The following is a 21,230-nucleotide window of genomic DNA, read 5'->3' on the forward strand; positions in this document are numbered from 1 at the left end:
GTGATGGTTCGGTCAGTGTTGGATGGGTTGAGGCCCCGGACAACAAGCATGTGGGCATCTGGGGTTGATCGCAATAGCAGCAGTATTGATGTAGCGGATTACCTGCGGCTTCAGGTCCGTCCTCGCCAGGTGTGCGGGGTCAACGCTTCGCTCGACAACTCTGGACACCTGGATATCCGCCACCCCGACGCCGAGATTCTTGAGGGCTTCCATCAGGTGTATCCGTCGGATTTCCGCAAGCCGAGCAGGTACGCCCGCAGCCTTGTTTGCCTGGACCTCAACGTAGAACTCGCCTGCATTTGGAAACCTGAGCCTCAGCTCAGATCGCCACTCGGCCAATCGCAGCATCTCTTGCGCAGACAAACGAGAAGCGCCCGGCTCGAAGATGGGATCTAGCTCCAGGTTACCCAAGCTGCAGCCAAAGGAAGGCATAGGCATGGCAAGCAAGAGTGCCAACAAGATGAGGATCTTCTTCATTGCTGCCTCCAAATTGGCTTATCCCCATTCCAGTTCGGGATGTTCACCACGTAGGCGGCAATATTGTCGGCATTGCTCAAGCAGAACATATCGCGGGCAGCCGCCCGCTCCTGCGACCGCGTCATACTGTACCAGTGGTCATCTGTATTCATCGCAGCGGGAAAGTGCGACACCTCGTGAATCAACGTTACCAGTTTGGAGTCCTTTGCGAGAGGCACACCGTCATAGCGATTGTTTTCATCTGGCTGGGAGCAGAATATGTCGCCGATGAAGATCGTGTAGGTACCATCCGGCTTGCAAACGCTCGCAGAAGCGGGAATTTGCCCTGATTCGGCTCGTGGTACACATCCAACCCGCGCAAGCGCTTCTGGCGTGCTTCTCTCATAGTTCTTTGCCGTCAAGCTTTGCATAATTTCGCGGATCCGGAAGAGACCGTCGAGCAGGGTAGTTCGCGTTTCGGGCGATGCAGAGCCGAACCATAGACTGACCTTGTCCTGATCCGCACGGCTCCATCGCTCAAGCTCGCCGAGGCGGTCGCTTAAAAGGCGAACCGCCTTATCACGAAGCCGACTCATTATCTTGTGGAACACTTCATTGCTCATATTCGGGCAGATGCTTGCCTCGTCCGAAGTGTAGGCATCGCCATTAACGCCTTCCGAAAACTTGTTGAATGCTTGCGGCGCATTGGCTTCTTTCCATGATGCGCCTGCTGTGGATGTTCCTTGGCTCACCTCTATGGTGAAGTTGTTTTGGGAAGAGATGACGAATGGCTTGACGGCACATGAGCAATACACCCGCGCCCCTTCGACGAGTATCTGCTTGCCCATCAGGACGAAGGCAGGATGGCAGTCGTTGAGTGCCTTTCCACCCTTCTTGCATACCGGACACGTAGCAAAATCTCCTTCCACTGCTACACGAACGCCGTGGTGCCACATATCGCCAGTGCCGATGAGGGTACCTCCGGTACTTGTCGTGTCTCCGTCAACGAGTGCATTTCGAACGTCAGCCATGGTTTTCCCTCTTTCGCGGTTGGGTGCTGAAGTCCTATACGTCGCGCCCTTAGTGCCGTCTTTGCTGCAGAGCAATGACCAAGAGGCGAATTGCGGGCCAGCCATCTTTTCCATCGCCTCCGCGCTTGTCGCCAGCGCCCAGATCGCCCTAAGCTTTGATCCAAAGACGGTCAATCGCTGATCGCGCGCAGCACATACCTCCCGGAGGCATTCCCGTGACTTCAGACCAATTGCCCGTCCGCCTGGCCGTTGCCGGACTCATCCACGAGACCAACACGTACGCCGCCGAATTCGCGGGCATGACGCCGCTGCGCGCGTTCGAGCAGTATCGGGGCGACGAAATCCTGGCGGCGTTCGACAAATCGAATCATCAGGTGGGCGGCTTTATCGAAGGCGCGCGCAGGACCGGCGCCACGCTCATTCCCACCTATGTCGGGCAGGCGACGCCCTCGGGCACGATCGAAGCCGGCGCGTATGCCGCCATGAAGCAAGACATCCTCGATGGCATTCGCGCTGCGCTGCCGGTTGACGGCGTGCTGCTGGCCCTGCATGGCGCCGGTGTCGCCGACGGCACTGAAGACGTCGAAGGCGATCTGGCGCTTGCCGTTCGTGCGCTGGTCGGGCCGGGTGTCCCGATTGCCGCGGTCTACGATTTGCACGGCAACATGACGGACGCGATGCGCGACGCTTGCGACCTGACGTTGCCGTGCAAGCTGTATCCGCATACCGACTTCCATGACCGGGGCGTCGAAGCCGTCGCGCTGCTGCTTGAGATGATTCGGGGCGGGCTCACACCGGTCACCGCAATGCGACGCCTGCCGATGCTGCCGTACATCGTGACGACACAAGACGGGTTCATCCCGGCGGAAGTCAACGACGTTTGCCTGAAGCTGGCCGCACAGCCCGGCGTCATCGACTGCTCGTGGTTCCACGGTTTCCCCTACGCGGATATCGCGGCCCCCTGCCCGGCGGTCGTGTGCACCACCACCGGAGACGCCGCGCTTGCGCAGCGTTGCGTCGACGAAGTCGCGCAATGGATCTGGTCGCATCGCGAGGCGTTCCGTCCGACGTTTCCGACCCCCGCACAGGGCGTCGCCCTTGCCCTGTCGGCGGCAGAGGGGCCTGTCGTTGTCAACGAGTACGCAGACAACCCGGGCGGCGGCACACCCGGAGACGGCACGCATCTGCTTCGCGCGTTACTGGATGCCAATCCGCCCGCCGGGACGTGCTGTTTTGCGTCGATCAACGATGCGGCCGTGGTGACGCAAGCACAGCGCGCGGGTGTCGGCGCCACGATCAGGGTCTCACTGGGCGGAAAGCAAGGCCGCTTCCAGGGGGCGCCGATCGAGGCCGATGCCTATGTGAAATGCATCACGGACGGTCGTTTCGTGAATCGGCCTGGATCGATGTTTGAAGGGGTTCGCTTCGACCTGGGGGCGATGTGTCGGCTGATCATCAACGGTGTCGATGTCATCGTGGCTTCGCGTGCCGAGCAGATCTTTGATGTCGAGCCGTTTGCGATGCATGGGGTCGATGTCACGGGGTGCAAGCTTGTTGCGATCAAGGGGGCCAATCACTTCCGTGCTGGATATCGGACGGTGGCTAAGCAGATCATTTCTGTCGACAGTGAAGGCTTGAGTACCGCTGCGATTGCGTCGTTTCCGCGTGAGCGGCTCGTCGGAAAGTTCTGGCCCTTGTGGGATGAGGTGCGCTCCGATAGCGGTGCGGATGCCTCCTGACAGCAGCGCAATCGGGCCCGCGCTGCTCCCTCACGACGAAACAGCTACGTGGCGCGCTGTTGCGTCATCACAATGCAGAGCCGTCCTATTGGCATCAGTATCCACATTCTTTGCCTTGCTGTCGGTGCTGAACACACCTCTGGTAACGGCCTCGCCGCGCCCGACAGATCGCGGCCTTTTTCGTCCATAGCGTTTGCTGAGGCCGGGTAGCGCGCATCAATACAAGACCCGAAAGGGGAAAAATGTGGGCCGTTTGCCAGCGGTGTTCAAGTACCCGGCCGCCCTCTGAACAGGGGCGAACTGACAATCTTCTTGTAAGGATTGGTTATGGCAAAAGGGCCTTCTGGCGTGCATGTGCGCGCCATCAAAGCTGGACGTACTCATTTCCCCGTCGTGCCAGCTCGAAGCAACAATTTTACCGGCTTACGGGCGGTCCCTTGGATTCGATTGCGAGGTGTATGGCTAGAAAAGGCAGGATTCTCTATGGGACAAACGCTGCATGTAGAGGTGCGAAGCAAGTTAATTATCATCTCCGTAGAATAGCCGCGGCGAGATGCGGCGATTCGGAACGCAAATCAGCAGCCTTTCGCCGCCTTCGGGCGAGACCATGAATGACTGGCCGAGAAGGCCGCGAAACAGCCCCAAACTTGCCTGAAGCAGAAACCGATTTCGACATTCGGGTGGCGGTGGTGGCAACGACCGCTCAGGTTCCAACGACTACCCGCTCACGCGGGGGGAGCGAAGACGGGAGCTGGAAGTCCTGTCGCCTTCGACAAGGAGGACTTCCAGCTCCAAACAAAATCAAACGGTCTTAGCCGCTACCGAAAGCTCCTTGGCAAGAAGATCCGTTAGCGCCTTGCTACGAATGCCAACCTCGAAAGATAGCTTCAATTTGCGGAGTGCGGTCTCAATGCTCGACGATGCCGCCTCTACAAGTTTCACAACCTCCGCATGCTCGTCGAGCACATTCTCGATAGAATCGAAATCAATCTTATTTTTATTTGCGTAAACCTTGATGAAATAGTTGTACAGCATGAAAACCAGGTGATACTTGAATCCTTTATACCGACGCTTAAGGGAATTTCTCTTAAAAAGATGTTCTATTTTATTCAGAATGGCAGCTGCCACGTAGTATTTTTCAAGCGAATCTCCGACGACAAACATTCTGCCTCGGTTACTGTTAAGTATTTCACCAAAGTACCGATGAGTGCTTTGCGGCTGAGCAAGATGTGCAGAAACGAATGCTTTGATTTGCGCGGATAAAGTGATGACCTGACTACTACGCACGTTCGGCACATTTTCATACTGTTTCGAGCGCCGCTCATAGTAAATTGGGGCACGCTTTCCGTTAGACTTGGCCTTGTAGTATTCCTCAAGATCTTTATGGAACGGGGAAAGCGATTCGAATGCCTCGACCTTAACCTCGGTTTGCCGATTCGTTGCTTTGATTACATTTACAGCAATTTCTGGATCGATGGTTTCTATTATCTTGACGACGATGTGAGTTCCGGGTTCGATTCGATCCTTGTTGGCGAAGAGGACATGACTGGATTGGCAGCCGTTGACTATTTGATAGTCGGCGAGCTTCACCTTGTCGCTTATCCGCTCAATTTTTTTGGCGATGATCGTTATTCCGTTGTTATAGATCGCCAGCGCGGCTTGACCCGCGCCAGACTTCAGCGTAGCGTCAATCTCACGATTTACACTGTTGTCACCCTGAAAGTCTCGCACGTTGTCATAGAAGAGATTCCGCTGTAACTCCCCATCAGAGTCGGTAACGAGCTTCAAATACTCGGATGCAGCAAGGCTTCCAACGAACGACTGTCGGACTCCCGCAATTCCAGGGAGAGCTACGAGAGCCGGGAAATCTATCTCTTTCAGGGATCTACCCCTGACTTCGCGGTACATCTGTTTAAGGCGCTCAGCGTCGACGCACTGGAAGTCGATACTGGCAAAAAGACCACGAGCCTTAAGCACATCAAGCTCGTTAGAAATGAGTCCACGGATATGCTCAGGATCTTCCCAGCTACCCGTAGTTACAAAGAAAAGATTAAGTGACGGCGCCCGATCTAAGCTGATACTGTTTTTGTATATACCTTCCTTTATAGATCGCAACTTCTGTACATCCTCGTTCTCCGGAATTGCAGATTTTTCAGAGAAAAAATTACGGATGCCCGCTAAAAAGTTGACGATTTGTGCGCCGTTAAATTTCGCCGATGTCTTGGACTGAATGAACGAGAATGAAACATTGAGAGAGCCGTTTCGATTAAGAAAAAATTCGATCTCTTCCGGCTCCTGGACGATATTACCATTGACGATGACTGCAACGCCATCAATGGCAGAGTCAGCCGCACCACCAATTGACAGATCTTCGAAGTCGAAATCTCGTGGATATTGCTTCGAAATTATGCTGAAATTTACAAAACGTTCAAATTGCTCCGATTCGCCTTTACTTTCCAATGCATTCTGTTCAGAAAAATCTCGCACATAACTCTTTAGAATTTCGTCTTGCACATTTCTCTCCAATGCAAAATTATCTGGATGCGTATTGATACGTTTGGGATGCGATACTATTGAACTGAGCTAGATTCTAAGCGCAGAAGTTGATCAACATCTATATGGTGCAGGGCACAATCGACGCAGCGATGATTGACCATGGTTCTCTGCCTTGGTGTAACAAAAAGCGCCTTTACGCCGGCGCGAAATCCTTACTACCTGAATAGTTCTTGAGGGCGGCGATGATTTGCGCTCCGATCTTGAGCGCCACGCCGGCCTGTTCAGGAAAGCCGATACCGAAGTAGAGCACAACAATCCAAGAGGGAACTATGAGCCACCGGCTCATAATCCTGAGTTCAATAGAACATTGTTCACTAGATCAGTGATTAAATCCTCGGCTTGCGATGAAGTGAAAATCACTGCGGACGGATGCGCGGCCATGTTGCGTCGGTCAAGTCGCTCTTGAAGTATCTTGTATATTGACTTGTCGACGATGCCAGCTATCCTGCAGACGTCGATAACTTGTCGCTCGCCATACTCCTGAAAATCGGTGCGCTTGACGATCTCTGTGAGCTTCGGATGGGCCTTCGTTCTATTTGCGTTAAACGCCGCCAAATGAGCATCGAAGATTCGGTCGCACAAGTGTGAGTACGCCAGATTCCAGCCCATCACGATCGCGGCACGATGGGCTTTACCGTTGTAGCAGGCGATTGTTTCGTCGAGGAATGTCTGTTGATCTTTATTCGTAACGGACGACAGCAGACCATTCAGTAACGCATTCACTGCCGTGTTGGATTTGCGATCGACGAGCTTACCGACCTGCTCGCGTACGGCTGCAGATAGTCGGTACCCTTGGCCATCCTTCAGCAAGCGAGCAGGCCGCCCTGTCGACAACCGGTGTACGATAGAGTGAATGTTGCTCGGCTTCGACTCGTGGACCGCCTCGAAGCACTTCAATAGGTCGGAGGGGCCGAATTTCGGCCTTCCACTCTTCTCGTGCAAATACCAGGCGAAGATTTCAACCTTGTCCGTGAAGCTCTTCCCGCCGAAGCCGTTAATTCGGCTCACGAACTGCTGAAGATCGCTCACTGGCCGTTGCCCATCTTAGTTGTTACGAAGCCCTCGCCGACGTGGTTGATGGCGTAGTGGCCTTTCTCTGCGCCTTTGCTGAACCGCTTATCGCGAGTCGCTGCAAGTTCCCTCATTGGCTGGATAGGCGTAGTCGGCAGCGCCCATCCCATCACTTTATATGCGGTGTACATATGGTCGATGCTGACCTCGTTGACACTCTTATAGGTCTTTAGCCAGAACGCAGCGCAGAGGTACTTCTGCATATCGTTCTTTGGGTCCTTTTGCTCGACGAATTCTGCGAAGGTGGGCTTTTTGTCGTCAAATCGGATGTCGACAAGGCTCGGCGCCGCCATCTTCGGTGGCCGTCTTGGCTTTTTGGGTGCAGGAGGAACAGAGGCAGTGGGCTCCTCTTCCTGTTCGATCTCCTCGACATCGTCAATGTCTTCCAAGTGCTCGCCATCAGAGTTATTCATTACGACCTCGGCAACGTTTCTCGTTGTGCCTAGGCGTTGCTGCTGGCGCGGAGCGGCGACGACAACAGCCGGCCTCGAAAGCGCGGCCGTAATGCTCTTGAGGCTTTCCTGCAGCGATATGTCGCTACCTTCCAGTTCGAACTCGATGATCCGAACCTTCATTTTTCCGTTCTGATCGGCCTTTGGCGGCTGCTTTGCCATCGAATCCCCCTTCACATGGATACGTGCCAAATATTATATCTACTATGGCACATTTTGTTACACAGTAAAAGGCAACGGGAATGAGAGGCAGTTACTGTGGTTCGCATAGCCACTCGAAGAAGGCTAAGGCCAGCAAATTCATTCATTTTCGCTCAGTTCTGGCGCTGTAGAGCTGTCACTCATAGCTCGAATGACCGCAATGGGATCGGTAGCGTGACTTCGTGTTGCGAGTCGCTGACACCCCATTTCACTATGGGGGTTTTCGCTGCTCGTGCGACCTGTTTGCATATACCCTTGGAACACTTGGGAGGATAGCGCGGTCGTCGTTTCCTCGACTAGTAGGTGTGCAGCCTTTCCCAAATTTGCACCTCTCCTGACTAGCAGCGCCTCCCCGATCTGCGAGGCCAACTCCAACAATCCGTACGCTTTGCGGCATGGCTGATCTCTCCCTGATCCTGCTCAAAAAAAAAAAAAGTGCGGCGATCAATACGATCGTCGCACTTTCCGCCACCTCGAATAGTCACTTGCAATCGCCAATCCGACGATGTGCTGAAAGGCACTACGATTTCATTGCAAAGGCAAAACTACTGTCAAAAAGCAAAGGGTCTGTCGGTCGGTGACAACCTTCAATCCCAGCTCAACGCCCCACCCGTCTGATACTCAATGACGCGCGTCTCAAAGAAGTTGCGTTCCTTCTTCAGATCGATCATCTCGCTCATCCACGGGAACGGGTTCTCTTCATTCGGGAACAGCTGATCCAACCCAATCTGCTGGCAACGACGATTGCAGATGAACCGCAGGTAAGACTTGAACATCGGCGCATTCAGACCCAGCACGCCACGCGGCATGGTGTCCTCCGCATAGCGATACTCCAGATCCACCGCCTTCTTGAACAGCTCAGTAATCTCAGCCTTGAATTCCGCCGTCCAAAGATGCGGATTCTCCAGCTTGATCTGATTAATCAAATCAATCCCAAAATTGCAGTGCAGCGACTCATCCCGCAGGATGTACTGATACTGCTCCGCAGCCCCAGTCATCTTGTTCTGCCGCCCCATCGCCAGGATCTGCGTGAAGCCCACATAGAAGAACAGCCCTTCCATGATGCACGCGAACACGATCAGCGACTTCAGCAGCTTCTGGTCGTTTTCCGGCGTGCCGGTCTTGAACGACGGGTCGGTCAGCGTGTCGATGAACGGGATCAGGAACTCGTCCTTGTCGCGGATCGACTGCACTTCGTGGTACGCGTTGAAGATCTCGGCTTCGTTCAGGCCCAGCGATTCAACGATGTACTGGTAGGCGTGCGTGTGGATGGCCTCTTCAAAGGCCTGGCGCAGCAGGTACTGGCGGCATTCCGGCGCGGTGATCTGGCGGTAGGTGCCCAGCACGATGTTGTTGGCGGCCAGCGAGTCGGCCGTGACAAAGAAGCCCAGGTTGCGCTTGATGATGCGGCGCTCATCCTCGGTCAGGCCGTTGGGGTCCTTCCACGTGGCGATGTCGCGAGACATGTTGATTTCCTGCGGCATCCAGTGGTTGGCGCAGCCGGCCAGGTACTTTTCCCACGCCCACTTGTACTTGAACGGGACGAGCTGGTTGACGTCGGTCGAGCCGTTGATGACGCGCTTGTCGGCGGCGTTGACGCGGCGGTTGCTCTGCGCGGCGGCGGCGTTGGGGTTGTTGCCCAGGATGCCGGCTTGCGTGGCGCTCGGCGGCAGGACGCCTTGCTGGTCAGCGGTGGCAGCCGATGCAGCGGGTTGCAGGGCAGGCTGCGGCGCGGCCTGCGGGGTGGCTTGAACGTCGTCGTCCCAGCTCAGCATGATGTGGTTCTCCGTGATTCGATTGGGGGGCGCGGTGGTCAGAAATGACGGCTCACGTTGTGGTGGCGCCGGCCCTCTCCCCCGGCCCCTCTCCCGCTGGCGGGAGAGGGGTGCAAACCCCGGGGGTGGTTGGTTACTGCGTTAAGTCTCTACCGCCTGATTACTGGCAGGCCTCGCACTCTTCAAAGCCAGGATCACCCGGGCGCATCGTGCAGACCGCGCCTTCGGCTTCCGGCATGGCCGGGGCCGATGCGGCAGCCGCATCCAGGGCGGAGCCGCTGTCGCTGCCCGACGACACCGCGTTCAGCGAGCCGCGCGACACGGTGGACTTCTCCACGTGCGTGGCCGCCATGGTGCGCAGGTAGTACGTGGTCTTCAGGCCGCGCAGCCAGGCCAGCTTGTAGGTGTCGTCCAGCTTCTTGCCCGAGGCGCCGGCCATGTAGATGTTCAGGGACTGGGCCTGGTCGATCCACTTCTGGCGGCGGCTGGCGGCTTCCACCAGCCAGGTCGGCTCGACTTCGAACGCGGTGGCGTAGATGTCGCGCAGGTCTTGCGGAATGCGGTCGATGCGCGACAGCGAGCCGTCGAAGTACTTCAGGTCGGCAACCATCACTTCGTCCCACAGGCCGCGTTCCTTCAGGTCGCGCACCAGGTAGTCATTGACCACGGTGAACTCGCCCGACAGGTTCGACTTGACGTACAGGTTCTGGAACGTCGGCTCGATGCAGGCGGACACGCCGATGATGTTGGAGATCGTGGCGGTCGGCGCGATCGCGATGCAGTTCGAGTTGCGCATGCCGTGCTGCTTGATGCGGGCGCGCAGGCTGTCCCAGTCCATGGTGCTCGACAGATCCACGTCCAGGTAGCCGCCGCGCTCTTCGGCCAGCAGCTTGAGCGAGTCCTGCGGCAGGATGCCGCGGTCCCACAGCGAGCCGGCGTAGGTCTCGTAGCGGCCACGCTCTTCGGCCAGCTCGGTGGAGGCCTGGTAGGCGTAGTAGCACACGGCTTCCATCGAGGTGTCGGAGAACTTCACCGCGGCGTCGCTGGCGTACGGCGTGCGCAGCACGTGCAGGCAGTCCTGGAAGCCCATGATGCCCATGCCGACCGGACGGTGGCGCAGGTTGGAGTTGCGGGCCTTCTCGACAGCGTAGTAGTTGATGTCGATGACGTTATCCAGCATCCGCATGGCGGTGCGGATGGTCTTCTGCAGCTTGGCGTGGTCGAGCGCGTACGAACCGTCAGCCTGCTTGGCCAGGTGCGCCACCAGGTTCACCGAACCCAGGTTGCACACGGCGATTTCGCTGTCGTTGGTATTCAGCGTGATTTCCGTGCACAGGTTGGAGCTGTGGACGACGCCGACGTGCTGCTGCGGGCTGCGGATGTTGCAAGGATCCTTGAAGGTGATCCACGGGTGGCCGGTTTCGAACAGCATGCCCAGCATCTTGCGCCAGAGCTGCATGGCCGGGACCTTCTTGAACAGCTTCAGCTCGCCGTTGGCGGCCTTGGCTTCGTAGCCCAGGTAGGCCTTTTCGAATTCCTTGCCGACCTTGTCGTGCAGGTCCGGGCAGGTGGACGGCGAGAACAGCGTCCATTCGGCGTTTTCCATCACGCGCTTCATGAACAGGTCCGGAATCCAGTTGGCCGTGTTCATGTCGTGGGTGCGGCGGCGGTCGTCGCCGGTGTTCTTGCGCAGCTCCAGGAATTCTTCGATGTCCAGGTGCCACGTTTCCAGGTAGGCGCAGACGGCGCCCTTGCGCTTGCCGCCCTGGTTCACGGCCACGGCGGTGTCGTTCACCACCTTCAGGAACGGCACCACGCCCTGGCTCTTGCCGTTGGTGCCCTTGATGTGCGAGCCCAGTGCGCGCACGTTGGTCCAGTCATTGCCCAGGCCGCCGGCGAACTTGGACAGCAGCGCGTTTTCCTTGAGCGCTTCGTAGATGCCTTCCAGGTCGTCCGAGACGGTGGTCAGGTAGCACGACGACAGCTGCGAGCGCTGGGTGCCCGAGTTGAACAGGGTCGGCGTGGACGACATGAAGTCGAACGACGACAGCAGCTGGTAGAACTCGATGGCGCGCGCTTCGCGGTCGGTTTCGTTGAGGGCCAGGCCCATGGCGACGCGCATGAAGAATGCCTGCGGCATCTCGATGCGGGTCTCGTCGATATGCAGGAAGTAGCGGTCATACAGGGTCTGCAGGCCCAGGTAGTTGAACTGGAAGTCGCGGCCGGCGTCCAGCGCGGCGCCCAGGCGGGCCAGGTCGAAGGTGGCCAGCTTTTCATCCAGCAGCTCGGCGGCGATACCGCGGGCGATGAACTTGGGGAAGTACTCGGCGTAACGCGTGGTCATTTCGGCCTGCGTCACTTCGGCACCCAGGATTTCCTTGCGGATGGTGTGCAGCAGGATACGGGCGGTGACCTGGCTGTAGTCAGGGTCCTTTTCGATCAGGGTACGCGCGGCCAGGATGGCGGAGTCGTACACCTGCGTCATCGGCACGCCTTCGTACAGGTTCTTCAGCGTTTCCTTGAGGATCGGCTCGGCGCTGACGGCCTTGCCCAGGCCGGCGCAGGCGTTGTCGAGCAGCGCGTGCAGCGCGACGATGTCCAGCGGCTTGCTCACGCCACCGTCGGTCACGTTGAACTGGATGCCGGCTTCCTGCACGCGGGCCACGGCCTGCGCGCTGGCGCTGGCGCGCTCCTGGGCGCGCTTTTCGCGGTACAGCACGTAGGAACGTGCCACTTCGTGCTCGCCCGAGCGCATCAGGGCCAGTTCGACGTGGTCCTGCACGTCTTCGATATGGATGGCGCCACCGCTCGGGCGGCTGCGCACCAGCGCGCGCACCACGTTGCCGGTCAGTTGCTCGACGACCTCGCGCACGCGGGCCGAAGCGGCACCCTGGCCACCATTGACGGCCAGGAAGGCCTTGGTCATGGCGACGGTGATCTTGGACGGCTCGAACGCCACCACGGCGCCGTTGCGGCGGATGATCTTGTAATCCTGGTAGTTCGTCGTGCCGGCTTGGGTCGCGGGGGCCTGTTGCTCGGTACCTGCAATACCGGCGGCGCCCGCTGCGCCCGTGGTGATTTCGTTCTGGGCCGTCTGCATAAGAACTCCTGTCTTTTTAGCCTGTTTTAAGAGACAAAAGAGTCCCTGGCGAAATGCGGCTGCGAAAGCGTCCGGCCATGCGTTGGCGGCGGCTGGACTGACTGCCTTTTGCTAAACATTTCGCCAGGGACTCTTGTGATGCGCCGGCCCCACATCAGGGTTTCAACCACTATCGCTACGTCTGCGACAGCGCCCCTCGTTGCTAGGCCAGCTCCCCGGTTGAACTACTACATATAGTGGTCACTGCGGAAATCTGGCCCAAGTATAGTGAAAGAAATCCGAATGACCAGTCTTGACAAGCGTGGTTGCGACACCCGGATGACAAGTGCGGCGGCGCCACATTCCCGGGAACCGCGCTGCGACAAGGGATCGCGCCAAGTCGTGCGCAAACGCACATTTTTTGGAAATTTTTTTTATCCGAGCGACGCGTCCGATAGCCCCACACGGGCGTGGGGAATTGGCATGTGACATCGCGCCGACATGGTGCCGTGGCAGCCCCTTGGCGACGCCGCAAGCACCCTAACTGTGCGAGGGGCGGTAGGGTAACAGGTTTTGCGGAACGTCGGCGAGACGCGCGAAACGGTCCCAGTCGAAGTGCGGTCCGGGGTCGGTCTTGCGGCCCGGGGCGATGTCGCTGTGTCCGGCAATCGCCTGCACCGGCAAAGTGGCGCGCAGGGCCTTTACCAGCGTGGCGGTGGTGGCGTACTGGGCGGCGGTGAATGGCTGGTCATCGGCGCCCTCGATCTCGATGCCGACCGAGAAGTCATTGCAGCGGCCGCGGCCGAAGAAGTCAGACAGGCCTGCATGCCATGCGCGCTTGCCGCACGGCACGAACTGTACGAGTTCGCCATCGCGCCGGACCAGGAAGTGGGCGGAGACCTGTACCTGGTGGATCGTGGCGAAGAACGGGTGACGGTCCGGGTCGAGCCGGTTCTGGAAGAAGGCCTCAATATCGCCGCTGCCGAACTGGCCCGGCGGCAGGCTGATGTTGTGCAGTACCACCAGGTCGACCGGCATGCCCGCGGGCCGGTCATCGAAATTGGGCGATGGCACGCGGCGCGCGGCCGGCACCCAGCCTTCGGCGTCCGGCAGGAAGCTGGCGGGGACAGAGGCGGAAGCCGGAGCCTTCATGCCGTGCCCTCCCCTTCCTCGCGCTCGTCGCGCCCTTCGCGGATATCGAGCTGCTGGATGCGGTAGCGCAGCTGGCGCAGGTTCAGGCCCAGCAGCGGCGCCGCGGCGGTACGGTTGAAGCCGGTCTGCGACAGCGCCTGCAGGATGATCTCGCGCTCCACGTTTTCGAGCCTGGCCTGCAGGTCGATCGGAAACTCCACGCCACGGCAGGCGCGCTCGGCGGCATCGGGCAGGTCTGCTGCCACGGCAACGGCGTCCGGCTCCGGCTCGGTTGCGGCCTGCGCGGGCATGGGGACCGGCGCGGGCTCGGCGGGCATGATCCCCATCGGCGCCCAGCCGCCGGCCCATGGCGTGTACGGGGTCAGCGGCGACGGCGCCGCACGCAGCGCCGCGCGTTCCAGATTGGCGTCGAGCGGGCCCAGGTCGGCCAGCTGGATGTCCTCGGACTCGGCAAACGCATAGGCGCGTTCGAGCAGGTTCTCCAGCTCGCGCACATTGCCCGGGAACGGATAGGCCACCAGCCGCTCCAGCGCGGCCTGCGACAGGCGGCGCGGACGCGGGTCGCCGTAGCGCACGGCCAGGTGTTCGAGGATGGCGCGCGCGAGCACGGGGATATCCTCGGCACGCTCGCGCAGCGTCGGCATGCGCAGTTCCAGCACATTGAGCCGGTAGTACAAGTCCTGGCGGAACAGGCCGGCCGAGACCATGGCGGCAAGGTCCTTGTGGCTCGCGCACATCACGCGTACATCAACGGCGTCTTCGCGGCTGGCGCCGATCTTGCGCACGCGGCGCTCCTGCAGCGCGCGCAGCAGCTTGACCTGCATGGCCAGCGGCAGGTCGGCCACCTCGTCGAGCAGCAGCGTGCCGCCGTTGGCGGACTGGAAGAAGCCGCCGCGCTCGGCGTCGGCACCGGTGAACGCGCCTTTGACGTAGCCGAAGAACTCGGACTCCATCAGATTTTCGGGGATGGCGCCGCAGTTCACCGCCACGAACGGATGCGCGGCGCGCGCGCTGGTGGCGTGGATGGCTTGTGCGGCGCGCTCCTTGCCGCTGCCCGATTCGCCGCTGATCACCACCGGCGCCATGCTGCGCGCCAGGCGCGAGAGCGAGCGCCGCACCTCCTGCATGGCCGGCGAGTGGCCGGGCAGCAGCGCGGCGGCGCGGTCGGCCGCCAGGCTTGCGTCGGCGGCGGCCTGATCCTGGTCTTCGCGCTGCTGGTGCCGGCCCAGCGCGTTCATCACCAGGCTGCGCAACTGGTCCAGCGACACCGGCTTGGCGATGTAGTCGAACGCGCCGGCCTTGAGGGCTTCGACAGCGTTGTCGGCACTGCCGTAGGCGGTGATGACGGCCACGGGCACGCGTTCCGGCGCGGCCGAAAGCTGCCGCACGATCTCGATGCCCAGGCCGTCGCCGAGGCGCATGTCGGTCAGCACCAGGCTGTAGCGGCGCTGCGCGAGCTTCTCGCGCGCTTCGGCCAGCGAGCCGGCCAGCACCACGTCATGCCCCATGCGGCGGATGGAAATATCGAGCAGCTCGCGCAGGTCTGCCTCGTCATCGATCACGAGGATGGGATCTAGGCCGGGCGTTCTGGGTGGCATGGAGCGGCGTGTCGGGTGCGGAAGTTCAGTGGATCTTCGTGTCTGCCGGCGCCGCATCGCCGGTGTCGATGCGCAGCGTCAGTACGAAGGCCTTGGCGGGCAGTGTATCGCGCGGCGCGGCCAGCAGGCCGGTACGCGCGAGCAGGTCGTCGAGCGCGATGGTGCCGTAGCGGACCTGCGCATCGTTGGCGCCGCACAGCTCGCGCGCCATGAACAGGCCCAGCCCGGTGCCCTGCGCATTGCTGGTGAAGAACGGTTCGAACAGGCTGCGCTGGTGTTCGCGCGGAATCTCGGTGCCGTCGTTCCAGACGATCAGCTCGGCATGGTGCTGGTCGAGCGCGTGGGCGAGCAGGCGGATGGCGCCCGGCAGGCGGCTGCAATAGCGCCATGCGTTGTCGAGCAGGTTGCCGAGCACCTGCTGGAGCTGCGAAGTGTCGAAGACCACCGGCTGCGCCACGTCGACGGTGACGCGGACGGCATTCGGGTTGATCTCGCCGCGGCCCGGCTGGCGCGTGTCGCCGGCGCGCGGCAGGCGCGAGCGCATTTCCAGGCGCCAGCGGTCGACGATCTCGGGCAGCGCCTGCGCAAGCTGCGCGGTGCTGCGGCCCGTGCGCGGGCGGCGCGAGAGCTGCAGCACGTCGGAGACAACCTGGTCCAGGCGCCGCACGTTGTCATGGATGATGCGCAGCAGCCGCGCATCGACGTCCGATTCGACGCCGTCGCCCACGCGCGCGCCGTCGCCAAGCAGCTCGCTGGCCTGGCTGATGGCGGCCAGCGGGTTGCGGATCTGGTGGGCGACGCTGGCCACCAGCCGGCCCATGGCGGCGAGCTTTTCCTGCTGGACCTGCTCGGCAATGCGCTCCCAGCTTTCGATATGGACCAGCACGGTGTCGCGCATTTCGCTGCGCAGCAGGGCCTCGTCGTCGGGGGACCAGGCCATGGCTTCCTGCTGGGCGATAGCCAGGCGCAGGCGCGTCGCGACCTCTGGCGTCAGCTCGTTCCACACGGCGGTGTCGAGGCTGGACGGCAAGGTCGAGGTGCTACTGATGGAATTGCGCAGTCCGGCAAGGCCCGGCAGTACGAAGCGCAGCCGCAGCCGCGTGTGCAGCGTACCCCCGCCCGGCGGCGCGGAGCGCGAGACGATCGGCAGCAGCTGCAGGATGCGCGGCACGTCGTCCTTGCGGCGCAGCCAGTCACGCAGCATTTCCATGAGCGGCTGCAGGCGCGGGATGCGGCGCAGGTCGAAGATCGCGACCTGGCCGCCCTCCCCGTCGCCCTCGCCTTCCCGCGCGCGGCGCGAGTAGGCGCGTTCGTGCGGCTGCACGCCCAGCAGCACCACGGCGGCCGGGTTGGCCGCCACCACCATGCCGTTGGCGCGCACCAGCATCACGCCGTCCTGCATGTCGTTGACCATCAGCCGGTTGACGAGCTGCTGCAGCCGCAGTTCCTGTTCGCGCGCGAGCGCCAGCGTTTCCTGCGACACCTGGCGGTACGCCAGCATGTACATCAGCAGCGCCGCGATCATGAACACCAGCCCGTACAGGCCCGAGCCGAGCAGGCCGGCATCGGCCTGACGCAGCAGGATGGTCTGCATGAACGGGTGTGCCATGACCACCAGCGCCGAGACCGAGGCGGCAAACAGCGCGAACAGCAGGCTGGTGAGCGCGCCTGCTTCCAGCGCTGGCAGCAGGAAGATCATGGCCAGCCCGTCGGCATGGCCATTCTGGCCCAGGGTCTCGTAGATCAGGCCGAGCATGGCCAGGTCGGCCAGCACCTGCAGCCGCACGCGCAGGTGGAAGCGCCGCCGCCATAGCGTGCCCGCCAGCATGGCCAGCGCAATGCCCAGGTAGGGCACGGCCAGGCGCATGCCCGCCGATTGATGGACGAGCCAGGCAAGCTGGAACGGCAGCGTCAGCGGAGCACCGTGCGTCGCGGCGCCGCGCTGCATCATGGCAAAGGCCAGCAGCAGCAGGCCGACGGCCACGCGGGTCCAGCAGAAGTAGCGCAGCAGGCGCCAGTGGAAGTCAGTCGGCTCGGGCTGGCGCCACAGTTGCGCAAAGCCTTGCCACGTGGCGTGCCGGGCGATGTTCGTCGGCCGCGCCGTGATCATGCGCGGTCGCCGCTGTCGTCAGGCAGGTGGCTGCGCCGGCAGTAATGCAGGCCGTGCCAGGCAATGGCCTCGCTGCGCGGCAGGTGCACGCCGCAGTGGGCACACTGGACCATGGCCTCGGCGCTGCCGTCGCGGGAGGCCTTGGCCGGGCGCGATGTGCGGGCAGTTTCCTCCCGGCGGGCTTCGGCGCGGGACCGCAGCCACCAGATGACCCCCAGCACCACGGCCAGCAGGATAAGGATTCTTGCCATGGCGGTCTCAGAGCCGGTGCAGGATCACTTCGATCACGAAGCGGCTGCCGACGTAGGCCAGCAGCAGGATGCCGAACGACGCAATCACCCAGCGCAGCGCCACGCGGCCGCGCCAGCCGCGGAAAAGCCGCCCGGCCAGGATGCCGCCGAACATCGCCCAGGAGATCAGCGCGAACACGGTCTTGTGGTCGAGCCGGAAGGCCCGGCCGAACAGCTCTTCGGAGAACAGCAGGCCCGAGGCGATGGTCAGCGTCAGCAGCACGAAGCCCGCGCCGATCAGGCGGAACAGCAGCTTTTCCAGCGTCAGCAGCGGCGGCAGCAGGTCCAGCCAGCGGCCCAGCCACTGCTCGGCCGGCGCCTTGGGCTTGCCGTTGCCGGGGCGCGCCGGCGCATGCTTGAAGCCATGCAGGCGGCGCTCGGCCAGCAGCATCAGGAAGGCGTGGAACGCGGCCAGCGTGAACAGGCCATAGGCCACGTTGGCGATGATGAAGTGCAGCTTGAACAGCGGCTGCGCGGCATAGCCCAGGATCAGCGCCCCCGGGAAGGCCAGCGGCATCAGGCTGGCGACCAGTGCCACCGGGATCACGATCAGCCCCAGCCCGGCCAGCGAGAAGAAGAAGCTCTCGATCCAGTAGATGCCCACGCCCAGCCACAGCATGGCCGACAGCGCAAAGGCGAAGCCGAACACCATGCGGTCGGCCGGGAAGATGGTCTCGTGCAGCAGCATGCCGTGGCTGGCCAGCACGCCCGCCATCAGCAGGTGCCACCACGCCGGCTGCGCATCGACGCGCCCCGATGCGTGGCCCGCCGGGCCGCCATTGGCCGTCAGCACGGCCGACGCCGCGCCATTGGCGTGGCCACCGGCGGCGGCGAGCCGCGGATTGCGGGTTGCCCAGCCGTGCAAGGCCAGGCCGCAATAGAGAAGTGCCGTCAGGGCATACAGTACAATGGCCATTTGCGCAGTTTACCTTAGTGCCTCCTGCCAGTGGCGGGCGGCTAACGCGGTAACAGAGGCCGCAACACAGCCCTTTCTTCCCCATTCCTGCCATGCTGGACAATCTCACTCAACGCCTGGCGCGGGTCGTCAAGACCATGCGCGGCGAGGCCCGCCTGACCGAGGCCAATACCGCCGAAATGCTGCGCGAAGTGCGCCTGGCCATGCTGGAGGCCGACGTGGCCCTGCCGGTCGTGCGCGAATTCATCGCCCGCGTCAAGGAAAAGGCAATGGGCGAGGATGTGGTCGCCAGCCTGACCCCGGGCCAGGCGCTGGTCGGCGTGGTGCAGCGCGAGCTGACCGCGGTGATCGGCGGCGAGGAAGCGGTCAACGGCGCCAAGAGCGCCGAGCTGAACCTGGCCGTGCAGCCGCCCGCGATCATCCTGATGGCCGGCCTGCAGGGCGCCGGCAAGACCACCACCGTCGGCAAGCTGGCGAAGTGGCTCAAAGAGAACAAAAAGAAGAAGGTGCTGACGGTCTCGTGCGACGTGTACCGTCCGGCCGCTATCGCCCAGCTGAAGACCGTGTCCGAACAGGTGGGGGCCGAGTTCTTCCCGTCCCAGCCTGAACAGAAGCCGGTGGACATCGCCCGCGCGGCGGTGGACTGGGCGCGCAAGCATTACCACGATGTGCTGATCGTCGATACCGCGGGCCGCCTGGGTATCGACGAGGCGATGATGCAGGAAATCGCCGCGCTGCACACTGAACTGAAGCCCGCGGAAACGCTGTTCGTGGTCGATGCCATGCTCGGCCAGGACGCGGTCAACACCGCCAAGGCCTTCAATGACACGCTGCCGCTGACCGGCGTGGTGCTGACCAAGCTGGACGGCGATGCGCGCGGCGGTGCCGCGCTGTCGGTGCGCCATATCACCGGCCGGCCGATCAAGTTCGTCGGCGTGGGCGAAAAGCTCGACGGCCTGGAGCCGTTCTACCCGGACCGCATGGCCCAGCGTATCCTGGGCATGGGCGACATCCTCGCGCTGGTCGAGGAAGCCCAGCGCGGCGTGGACATGGACGCCGCCGAGAAGCTGGCCAAGAAGATCAAGAAGACCGGTGGCTTCGACCTGGAAGATTTCAAGGCCCAGATCGGCCAGATGAAGAAGATGGGCGGCCTGGGCAGCCTGGTCGACAAGCTGCCGGCGCAGTTCGCGCAGCAGGCGCAGGGCGCCAATATGGATCAGGCGGAAAAACAGGTGCGCCGCATGGAAGGCATCATCAACAGCATGACGGCCGCCGAGCGCGCCAAGCCCGAGCTGATCAAGGCCAGCCGCAAGCGCCGCATTGCCGCGGGCGCGGGCGTGCCGGTGCAGGAAGTGAACCGCCTGCTGAACCAGTTCGACCAGATGCAAGGCATGATGAAGAAGCTCAAGGGCGGCGGCATGATGAAAATGATGCGCCAGATGGGCGCGATGAAGGGCGGCATGAAGGGCCTGTTCAACCGCTGATCCGGCCCCGCCCCCTTTTCCCCCGCAAAGAGACAAAGACAGGAAAGACACCATGATGACCGTCGAACAGGCCCGCGAACTGTGGGCCAACTCCGAGGAAATCGTCAGCGCAGAAGAAGTCCAGGCTTCGCTGGACCGCATGGCGAAGGACATCACTGACAAGATGGGCGATGCCTTCCCGCTGGTGCTGTCCGTGATGGGCGGCGCGGTGGTGTTCACCGGCATGCTGCTGCCCAAGCTGCAGTTCCCGCTGGAGTTCGACTACATCCACCTGTCCCGCTACAACAACAAGACCGTGGGCGGCGAGATGCAATGGCGCGTGGCGCCGCGTGAATCGGTCAAGGACCGCGTGGTGCTGGTGCTCGACGACATCCTGGATGAAGGCGAAACCATGGCCGCCATCCGCGAGCGCATCCTGGACATGGGCGCCAAGGAATTCCACGCCGCCGTGCTGTGCGAAAAGACGCTGACCAAGCTCAAGCCGATGCACCCGGACTTCTGCGGGTTCCAGGTGCCGGATCGCTATGTGTTTGGCTGCGGGATGGATGCCAAGGGGTATTGGCGGAACCTGGGGGCGATCCGCGCGCTGATGTAAGCGCCGTCAGCCGGCGTGGTGCGCCCCAAGGATGGGCCACAACGACGCCAGCAGCAGCAGCGCCATCCCCACGTTGAACACGCGCAGCACCCGCGGCTGCGCCAGCCAGCGGCGCAGGGCCGAGCCGAACACGGCCCACATCGCCACGCTGGGCAGGTTGATCACGGCGAAGATGCCGGCCAGCATCAGCACGTTCAGCCACACATTGCCGTGCAGCACATAAGTGCTGCACGCGCCGACCGCCATCACCCACGCCTTGGGGTTGACCCACTGGAACGCCGCCGCCTTCAGGAAACCCATCGGGCGCGCGACCTGGCGGTCCTGCACGCCGCCTGAGGTCGCGAGCTTCCACGCCAGCCAGACCAGGTAGACGCCCGCCACCACGCGCAGCACCTGCCAGGTCCACGGCCAGTGCGAGAACATCGAACCGAGCCCCAGCCCGACCAGGGCCACCATCAGCGCAAACCCGCCGCTGATGCCAAGCAGGTGCGGAATGGTCCGCGCAAAACCGAAGTTCACGCCCGAGGCCAGCACCATGGTGTTGTTGGGGCCGGGCGTGATGGATGACACCAGCGCGAACGCCGAAAAGGCAAGGAAGACGCCGGAACCGGCAGCAAGGTCGGGAAAGGCCATGGCAGGCAACCACAAGAAACAAGGGATTGCTGCCAGTCTAGTCACAGCAAACGGTACAGTACCGGTACAGTTTGCCTAAATTCTGCCATGAC

General features: G+C 61.7%; 17 protein-coding genes. 4 read left to right on the forward strand and 13 right to left on the reverse strand.

Features of this window, described 5'->3' with window-relative positions:
- Positions 1-12: 12 nt before the first annotated feature.
- Together AC3FNH_RS11535 and AC3FNH_RS11540 are read right to left on the reverse strand one after the other, a co-directional pair.
- Complete coding sequence (locus AC3FNH_RS11535; protein WP_488720140.1) at positions 13-477, reverse strand: hypothetical protein; 465 nt, start codon at positions 475-477, stop codon at positions 13-15.
- Positions 474-1,601 carry a M35 family metalloendopeptidase gene (locus AC3FNH_RS11540; protein WP_488720141.1) on the reverse strand — a complete coding sequence of 376 codons (1,128 nt, stop codon included), beginning with the start codon at positions 1,599-1,601 and terminating at the stop codon, positions 474-476. The genes AC3FNH_RS11535 and AC3FNH_RS11540 overlap by 4 nt, the downstream gene beginning before the upstream one ends.
- 101 nt (positions 1,602-1,702) lie before the next feature.
- Between AC3FNH_RS11540 and AC3FNH_RS11545 the strand changes: the two genes are divergently transcribed.
- The gene (locus tag AC3FNH_RS11545) at positions 1,703-3,226 is read left to right on the forward strand and encodes a M81 family metallopeptidase (RefSeq protein WP_488720142.1); all 1,524 of its coding nucleotides are present in this window, start codon (positions 1,703-1,705) and stop codon (positions 3,224-3,226) included.
- Between the two features lie 327 nt (positions 3,227-3,553).
- Complete coding sequence (locus AC3FNH_RS11550) at positions 3,554-3,769, forward strand: SymE family type I addiction module toxin (RefSeq protein WP_488720143.1); 216 nt, start codon at positions 3,554-3,556, stop codon at positions 3,767-3,769.
- 258 nt (positions 3,770-4,027) lie between these two features.
- Here AC3FNH_RS11550 and AC3FNH_RS11555 read toward each other — a convergent pair whose 3' ends face one another.
- From AC3FNH_RS11555 to AC3FNH_RS11600, 10 genes are all read right to left on the reverse strand, one after another.
- Positions 4,028-5,740, reverse strand: a complete 1,713-nt coding sequence (locus AC3FNH_RS11555) for an AIPR family protein (RefSeq protein ID WP_488720144.1) — start codon at positions 5,738-5,740, stop codon at positions 4,028-4,030.
- Between the two features lie 324 nt (positions 5,741-6,064).
- Entirely contained in the window at positions 6,065-6,811 is a 747-nt protein-coding gene (locus tag AC3FNH_RS11560; RefSeq protein ID WP_488720145.1) for a hypothetical protein, read from the reverse strand.
- The gene (locus AC3FNH_RS11565) at positions 6,808-7,467 is read right to left on the reverse strand and encodes a hypothetical protein (RefSeq protein ID WP_488720146.1); all 660 of its coding nucleotides are present in this window, start codon (positions 7,465-7,467) and stop codon (positions 6,808-6,810) included. The genes AC3FNH_RS11560 and AC3FNH_RS11565 overlap by 4 nt, the downstream gene beginning before the upstream one ends.
- Positions 7,468-8,093: 626 nt before the next feature.
- Positions 8,094-9,281: a ribonucleotide-diphosphate reductase subunit beta gene (locus tag AC3FNH_RS11570; protein WP_029048109.1), complete on the reverse strand. Its 1,188-nt coding sequence runs from the start codon at positions 9,279-9,281 to the stop codon at positions 8,094-8,096.
- A 160-nt stretch (positions 9,282-9,441) separates the two neighbouring features.
- Positions 9,442-12,381: a ribonucleoside-diphosphate reductase subunit alpha gene (locus tag AC3FNH_RS11575; RefSeq protein ID WP_488720147.1), complete on the reverse strand. Its 2,940-nt coding sequence runs from the start codon at positions 12,379-12,381 to the stop codon at positions 9,442-9,444.
- A 519-nt stretch (positions 12,382-12,900) separates the two neighbouring features.
- Positions 12,901-13,512, reverse strand: a complete 612-nt coding sequence (gene ampD / locus AC3FNH_RS11580; protein ID WP_488720148.1) for a 1,6-anhydro-N-acetylmuramyl-L-alanine amidase AmpD — start codon at positions 13,510-13,512, stop codon at positions 12,901-12,903.
- Positions 13,509-15,110: a sigma-54-dependent transcriptional regulator gene (locus AC3FNH_RS11585; protein WP_488720149.1), complete on the reverse strand. Its 1,602-nt coding sequence runs from the start codon at positions 15,108-15,110 to the stop codon at positions 13,509-13,511. The genes ampD and AC3FNH_RS11585 overlap by 4 nt, the downstream gene beginning before the upstream one ends.
- Before the next feature lie 25 nt (positions 15,111-15,135).
- Positions 15,136-17,220 carry a sensor histidine kinase gene (locus AC3FNH_RS11590; protein WP_488720150.1) on the reverse strand — a complete coding sequence of 695 codons (2,085 nt, stop codon included), beginning with the start codon at positions 17,218-17,220 and terminating at the stop codon, positions 15,136-15,138.
- Positions 17,217-17,471: a PP0621 family protein gene (locus AC3FNH_RS11595; RefSeq protein ID WP_488720151.1), complete on the reverse strand. Its 255-nt coding sequence runs from the start codon at positions 17,469-17,471 to the stop codon at positions 17,217-17,219. The genes AC3FNH_RS11590 and AC3FNH_RS11595 overlap by 4 nt, the downstream gene beginning before the upstream one ends.
- Positions 17,472-17,478: 7 nt before the next feature.
- Complete coding sequence (locus AC3FNH_RS11600) at positions 17,479-18,426, reverse strand: cytochrome C assembly family protein (protein WP_488720152.1); 948 nt, start codon at positions 18,424-18,426, stop codon at positions 17,479-17,481.
- Positions 18,427-18,518: 92 nt separating this feature from the next.
- Between AC3FNH_RS11600 and ffh the strand changes: the two genes are divergently transcribed.
- Together ffh and AC3FNH_RS11610 are read left to right on the forward strand one after the other, a co-directional pair.
- Positions 18,519-19,910: a signal recognition particle protein gene (gene ffh, locus AC3FNH_RS11605; RefSeq protein WP_488720153.1), complete on the forward strand. Its 1,392-nt coding sequence runs from the start codon at positions 18,519-18,521 to the stop codon at positions 19,908-19,910.
- Between the two features lie 52 nt (positions 19,911-19,962).
- Positions 19,963-20,505, forward strand: a complete 543-nt coding sequence (locus tag AC3FNH_RS11610) for a hypoxanthine-guanine phosphoribosyltransferase (RefSeq protein ID WP_276098574.1) — start codon at positions 19,963-19,965, stop codon at positions 20,503-20,505.
- 6 nt (positions 20,506-20,511) lie between these two features.
- On the opposite strand, the gene AC3FNH_RS11615 is transcribed toward AC3FNH_RS11610, so the two are convergent.
- On the reverse strand, positions 20,512-21,138 hold the full coding sequence (locus AC3FNH_RS11615) for a LysE family translocator (RefSeq protein WP_488720154.1): 627 nt from the start codon (positions 21,136-21,138) through the stop codon (positions 20,512-20,514).
- Between the last annotated feature and the right edge of the window lie 92 nt (positions 21,139-21,230).

The organism is Cupriavidus sp. 22TCCZM01-5, assembly GCF_057798915.1.